This window comes from Rathayibacter sp. AY1C2 (genome assembly GCF_002931195.1).
Lineage (GTDB): Bacteria > Actinomycetota > Actinomycetes > Actinomycetales > Microbacteriaceae > Rathayibacter.
Map to the genome: position 1 here is coordinate 1 of NZ_PSWG01000043.1, position 2,385 is coordinate 2,385.

Sequence of the window (2,385 nt, forward strand, 5' to 3'; positions counted from 1 at the left end):
GCACGGCCGCCCACTCCCGCCGCGAGGACACCCGCGCCTCGCTCGGCCGGCGCACCGCACTGGTCGAGGTGACCCCCGCCTCCGGCATCGCGGTCGACCGCGACGCCGTGCAGAGCGCCGTCGACGAGGAGCTCGTCCGCATCGGCGCGAAGCCCGCCCCGCGCTCCACCGTCCGCGTCTCGACCTCCGGGAGGATCTGATGACCACGAGCAACCGCTTCGTCAACCGGCTCGTCCTGCTCGTCGTGGGCCTCGTGCTCGCGCTGGTCAGCGCCGGGGCCGTCCTGATCGCCGTCTCGCAGCCGGTCCGCGACTCCGTCCTCTCCTTCGCCGACGGCGAGGGCGCGGCCCTGGTGTCGCGCCTCTCCCCCGAGGAGGGCACCGCCTGGAGCGATGCCGCCGTCCTCTGGCCGCTCTACGCCGTCGTCGGGATCTGCCTCCTCGGCATCGTCCTCGCGCTGGTGATGGCCTTCGCCCACGGTCACGGCCGCACCGGCACCGTCCTCCGCGACGAGGCCGAGGGCGCGCCCGCCGGAGGGATCGAGATCGCGACCGGCTTCGCGGAGGACGTCCTCGAGACGGCCCTCGCGGGCCGGACGGAGCTCCTCGACGTCACGGTCGCGGCCTACCGCCACGGCTCCGAGACGGCGCTGAAGGTGCGCGTCCTCCCCCGCGGCGGCGTCTCGCCCCGCACCGTGGTCGACGCCGTGCACCAGGAGGTCGACGCGCTCGACGCCCTGCTCGGCGCCCGCCTGCCGGTCCTGCTCGAGGTCGCCTCGAGCGCCCGGGCCGGCTTCTCCAAGGAGGACCGGGTCGCCTGACCCCGGTCCCGCAGCTTCCCCGGCACCCGCCGGCGGATGGTCACACCGAACAGAAGGAGCCCCTCATGGGTGCAGACGACAAGATCCGCAACGCAGCCGAGAACCTGGTCGGCAAGGCCAAGGAGGCCGTCGGCAAGCTGACGGACAACGAGCGCCTCGAGGCCGAGGGCCAGGCCGACCAGACCAAGGCCCACACCAAGAAGGTCGGCGAGGACGTCAAGGACGTCTTCAAGAAGTGATCTGACCGGAACCTCGACGGGGCCGTCACCGCATCAGCGGTGGCGGCCCCGTCGTCGTGCGTGGAGCGGGTGCGTCGAGCGTCAGACGCCCCAGAACATGATCCGGCCGGCGGAGGCCGCGTCGATGCTCTGGTCATGGTTGTCGGCGGTGTGCGAGGAGTAGAGGATCCTGTCGCCGTCGACGCTGGTCACGACGCCCGTGTGGTCCCAGTCGCCCGAGCCGTCCCAGTCGAACTGGACGATGTCGCCCGGCTTCACCCGGCTCCGCTCGGAGTCGGGGATGGCGGTCGCGCGCTCGGGGTGCGCGGCGAGGTAGGCGTTGAACGCTGTCGACGACGCCCAGGCGGAGCTGTAGCCGCCGGAGGAGGAGTAGCTCCACTCGCCATCCATCTCCCAGCCGCGGGCGATCAGCGACTGCGAGGTGAAATTGACGCAGTCGTTGCCCGAGATCACGCCGTACTGGGCCGAGTTGTAGTCGTTCCAGTAGGTGGAGAGGTAGTCGAGCTGCGAGGCCAGGCGGCTCGCGTCCAGCGCGGCCTGGGCCTTCGCGGCCTCGATCGCCGGGTCGGGCGTGTAGGCGAAGGTGATCGCCGAGGCGACGACCTTCGTGCTGGCGAGCACGCCGGTCGCGGCGGGGCTGGGAGTGGCGGTCGCGGTCGGGGCGGCGAGGTCGGTCGAGGCCTCGGCCGTCGTGCCCTCCGCGGCGCCCGACGTGTCGACGGCCGGCTGCACCGCGTCGGCCGGGGTCCCGTCGACGGTGACCGCCGCGGCGGAGTCGGTGACCGCGTCGAACGTGATGGCCTGACCGTCGGCGTCGAAGAAGGCGACCGGGACCTCGCCCGCTGCCTCTCCGTCGGCCGGAGGGGCGGTGACCGTGATCTGGTCGGGGTTGTCGACCGCGACGCTGCCCTCGGCCTCGCCGAAGCGCACGGTGGCGACCGAGTCCAGGTTCGATCCCTCGAGCGTCACGCTCGTGCCGCCGGCGACGGTGCCGGAGGTGGTGGAGACGGAGCTGAGGACGACCCGGGCGGAGGCAGTGGTCGCGGGGAGCACGGCGACGCTGGTCGAGGTCGGAGCAGCGGAGGGCGTCGCGATGGCCGACTCGGCCGAGGAGCCGGTGCCGACGGTGAGGCTCAGGCTCGACGCGACGGCCACGACGACGAGCCCGCCGGAGACGGCGAGCGCGAGCGTGCGCGGGGACGGGCGGAAGAAGGAGGCCCCGCGACGGGCGGGCGCGGTGCGGAGCCGGTGCCCCTCCGCTTCGCGGCGGTCGCGGCGGGACGAGAACGACCCCTCCGGGGCGGGGTGCACCGGGGCGGGAGCCGA

The 2,385-nt window shown here is 73.5% G+C and carries 3 protein-coding genes and 1 pseudogene; 3 read left to right on the plus strand and 1 reads right to left on the minus strand.

The features are described 5' to 3' along the window. From C5C55_RS16700 to C5C55_RS16195, 3 genes and pseudogenes are all read left to right on the plus strand, one after another. Positions 1–200 (plus strand): annotated as a pseudogene (locus C5C55_RS16700) (hypothetical protein); the annotation flags it as partial. Then, positions 200–820, plus strand: a complete 621-nt coding sequence (locus C5C55_RS16190) for a hypothetical protein (RefSeq protein ID WP_104224951.1) — start codon at positions 200–202, stop codon at positions 818–820. The pseudogene C5C55_RS16700 and the gene C5C55_RS16190, both read left to right, overlap by 1 nt. A 65-nt stretch (positions 821–885) precedes the next feature. After that, the gene (locus C5C55_RS16195) at positions 886–1,059 is read left to right on the plus strand and encodes a CsbD family protein (protein WP_104226788.1); all 174 of its coding nucleotides are present in this window, start codon (positions 886–888) and stop codon (positions 1,057–1,059) included. Positions 1,060–1,140: 81 nt separating this feature from the next. Here the strand turns inward: C5C55_RS16195 and C5C55_RS16200 are convergent. After that, positions 1,141–2,385: amidase domain-containing protein (locus C5C55_RS16200; RefSeq protein ID WP_146080972.1), on the minus strand; the 1,245-nt coding region annotated here is incomplete at its 5' end.